This is a genomic window from Tunicatimonas sp. (assembly GCF_049647865.1).
In the GTDB taxonomy this organism is placed as follows: Bacteria; Bacteroidota; Bacteroidia; order Cytophagales; family Cyclobacteriaceae; genus Tunicatimonas.
Genome location: NZ_JBARYM010000631.1, coordinates 1 through 3,653, shown reverse-complemented (window position 1 = coordinate 3,653; position 3,653 = coordinate 1). Strand labels below are relative to the sequence as shown.

At 47.8% G+C, this 3,653-nt stretch carries 4 protein-coding genes; 2 read left to right on the top strand and 2 right to left on the bottom strand.

Translation table 11 applies throughout. The features are described from left to right. Positions 1-106: 106 nt before the first annotated feature. Positions 107-751 (bottom strand): pyridoxamine 5'-phosphate oxidase family protein, encoded by a 645-nt coding sequence (locus tag WBA23_RS18445; RefSeq protein ID WP_424583752.1) that lies wholly within the window; start codon positions 749-751, stop codon positions 107-109. 84 nt (positions 752-835) lie between these two features. Then, entirely contained in the window at positions 836-1,126 is a 291-nt protein-coding gene (locus tag WBA23_RS18440; RefSeq protein ID WP_424583751.1) for a DUF1272 domain-containing protein, read from the bottom strand. 37 nt (positions 1,127-1,163) lie between these two features. On the opposite strand from WBA23_RS18440, the gene WBA23_RS18435 reads away from it, so the two are divergent. Continuing rightward, complete coding sequence (locus tag WBA23_RS18435) at positions 1,164-2,666, top strand: PLP-dependent aminotransferase family protein (RefSeq protein WP_424583750.1); 1,503 nt, start codon at positions 1,164-1,166, stop codon at positions 2,664-2,666. Between the two features lie 65 nt (positions 2,667-2,731). Next, positions 2,732-3,598, top strand: coding sequence for a bifunctional helix-turn-helix domain-containing protein/methylated-DNA--[protein]-cysteine S-methyltransferase (locus WBA23_RS18430; protein WP_424583749.1), 867 nt, complete (start codon positions 2,732-2,734; stop codon positions 3,596-3,598). Positions 3,599-3,653 lie beyond the last annotated feature (55 nt).

The window sequence follows — 3,653 nt, the reverse complement described above, 5'->3', positions numbered from 1 at the left end:
TTAATTGTACTATTTAAAACAGTAACTATGCCAAAAAGTGTAAAGACTGGCAAAATATTACAACAATATTAACGAACTGATAGGATAGTTCGTTGGCAGAAAACACCTACTTCACTTGTAAAATACTATTTGGCAGAGGAAGCTTACTTCTTAAATCAGGATCGGGTATAGCTTCTCCACTAGTGATCTGTAGTGGTAGTACCCCCGCCCAGATAGGAAGTTCGTGGTCGGCTTCATCATCTTTGGGTGGACCCGTACGAATCTTAGCCGAAGCCTCCGCTATCTCCATCGCCAGCACTTTGGTAGCCTTTAGCTCCTGCACATTGGGGGTTCGCACTTCGCCCCACCGGCCCGGCATTATCTGCTCGGTGATCACAAACAAGGCGTGCTCTTTCTGCTCATCCGGAACCAAATGAGCTGTTCCGAAGAGTACAGCCGAACGATAATTAAAACTGTGATGCATCGCGGAACGGGCCAGCACAATACCGTCGGTATGGGTAACCGTTACACAAACCGGAATGCCCTTTTCCAACTGCTTTAACATGCGGTTACCTACAGCGCCGTGTAGGTAGATGGTATCACCCTCCCGCCCGTAAGCTTGAGGAATAACGTAGGGCTGACCGTCAATCGTAAAACCTACGTGACAGATGTAACCAGCATCCAGAATTTGGTAAACGGTTTCTTTATCGTAGTAACCGCGCTTAGCCGAGCGTTTAACTGTGTTGCGAGTTGATTTAGAGTAATTATTCATAAGTATTTGGATGGTTAATTAGGGGGGAGCTGGGTGCTTGGGGCGGGGGGCATATTTCTACTCCCCGCCCCCCAGCCTATACAGTTAGCGGTTTTCCGGTAGAATGTCTTCGTAGCGTAATAATAGTTTCTGATGATTGGCGGTAACAACTGGCTTCAATACGCGAGTATCGGACGCTGGGTATTTTACCAATTGTGCTTTAGGTCGGATGGGGCGGGGCGTGAACCCGCCACCACAGTTTGGGCAAACGTTTTTTAGTAGTTCTTCAGCACACTTCCGGCAAAAGGTGCATTCGTAGGAGCAGATCATCGCTTCCGTTGAATTATAAGGTAGATCTTTGTTGCAGTTTTCACAGTTGGTTCGGATAGTAAGCATTGGCTTTCGTTGGTAATTCTGAGGTAAAGGTATATTTTTGCCGGACCCTTTACCTACCCCAGTTATTACATTATCAATGGGCCAGTTATATCCTTGGAAAAGTAGTATTTCGCTAAACCGGCAAAGCAACCGAGCGATGTACCTGCAAATTGTAGATGCGCTGATTCATGAAATAGTATCTGGGCGACTAGCCCCGGAATATAAAATGCCAGGTTCTCGCTACCTAGCTTCGCTGCTGGAACTCAATCGGAAGACCGTATCGATTGCCTACGATGAACTAACCGCGCAGGGTTGGTTAAAGACAATTCCAGCTAAGGGAACTTTCGTATCGGATTCGCTACCGCAAATGCGACCAGTAGCTCCGACGGACGCCCCTACTTCAACCTATTTACCCGAAACCTCTCATTTTAAATTCGCTACGCTCGTTTCTTCTTTCCGCAGCTCTCCTAAAGCGCAGTTGCGCATTACCGATGGCTCACCAGACGTTCGTTTGGCTCCCACTGAAGAAATCTACCGCTGGTGCCGGCAGGTAGCTAAGTCGGCTACTTCGCTGCGCTATCAGGATGAACAAGGCGACCCGTACTTGCGGGATACGTTGGCGCAGTACCTCCGAGAAACCCGAGGGCTGGTTTGTCAAACTGAACAGATACTCATTACGCGGGGTAGTCAGATGGGAATTTTTCTGGCGTTCCAATCGCTATTGCGGGCGGGTGATACCGTGATTGTAGGTGAAGTCAGTTATCCCGAAGCCAATCGGGTAATTACCCTTTGCGGAGGAAATCGGCAGGAGGTACCGGTAGACGAGCAAGGGCTATCTACCGATGCCATTAAAGCTATTTGCCAGCGACAGCCGGTTCGGGCCCTTTACATCACCTCTCACCATTATTACCCCACTACGGTTACGTTGAGTATAGATCGGCGGATGAAACTACTGGCTCTCGCTCAAAAGTACGGCTTCGCTATTGTAGAAGATGATTACGACTACGACTTTCATTACGCTAGTAGTCCCTTGCTGCCTTTGGCCAGTCTGGACACCCACGGCTGCGTAATCTACCTGGGTTCGTTCACCAAGTGCATTGCCCCGGCTATCCGGGTGGGCTACCTTGCCGCGCCGACTGACTTTATTAGGGCGATTACCCCTTACCGTCGCCTAATTGACCGCCAAGGTGATCCGGTAATGGAGCGAGCGCTAGCGAAGTGGATCGAAGCCGGTGACTTACAACGTCACGTAAAAAAATCACTGCGGATCTACCGGGAGCGCCGAAATTTCTTAAGTCAATACCTTCGTGAACATTTGGGGTGCACATTTTCCTTTCAAGAACCGGAAGGTGGGATGGCTACTTGGGTACGTTGTACGCCGTCAGTTGATCCTTTAAAGTTAGCTCAGTACACTGCTAGCCAGAAAGTCTCACTAGAAGGGGTGGAAGATTGGCAACATTACCGAGGAATACGGTTGGGATTTGCTTCGCTTACTTCAGATGAACTGGCGCGGGGAATGGATGTGGTGGTCGATGGAATCCAACATATTCAGAAGAAGTAGCAACATTCGGGTATTGTACCTCACCTATCATTACTACTTTTGTTGTACACGAATCAAGTAACGCTATGAACACCCAAAACCGTATCAACTTTGACCGTATTGCCGAGGCTATCACGTATATTCAGATTAACTATCAGTTACAACCCAGCTTAGAGGAAGTAGCTGAACAAATTCACGTTAGTCCTTTCCACTTTCAGCGAATATTTACCGAGTGGGCGGGCACTAGTCCGAAAAAATTTTTGCAGTACATCAGTCTGAACCACGCCAAAAAACTGCTTAAAGAAAATCAGGCTACACTTTTGGAAACAACCCACGAAACCGGACTATCGGGTGCCAGCCGCTTGCACGATCTATTTATCTCTATTGAAGGGATGACTCCGGCCGAGTACAAAAACGGAGGAAGGAATCTGGCAATCAACTACAGCTTCGCCGAAAGCCCGTTCGGGAACGTGATTGTAGCGTCTACCGCTAAAGGTATTTGCCATTTAGCTGTCTCAGACAATGATAAAGCAGCCTTTGCAGTATTACAACACCAATTCCCTAATGCCAGCTTTCAGCAAAAAACGGATATAATTCAGCAGAATGCGTTGTTCATATTTACCCACAACTGGCAGCAATTACCAAAAATCAAACTCCATCTCAAAGGAACTCAGTTTCAGCTCAAAGTCTGGGAAGCTCTGCTAAAGATTCCACTGGGGCGGTGCTCTACCTACGGAAGTGTTGCTCAGCAAATTAATAATGACCGAGCATCGCGGGCGGTAGGTTCGGCCGTAGGTAGCAATCCGGTCGCCTTTCTGATTCCCTGTCACCGAGTTATTCAATCTACCGGCCACGTTGGGCAGTACCACTGGGGCAGCACCCGAAAAACAGCAATCATTGGTTGGGAAGGGGCTAGGAATGAAAAATTGCAAATTGGAAAATTTGTGAAGTAGACGATTGCACCTCGACCGGTTTCAAATTATAATCTGTAATCCTCATGAATAATTT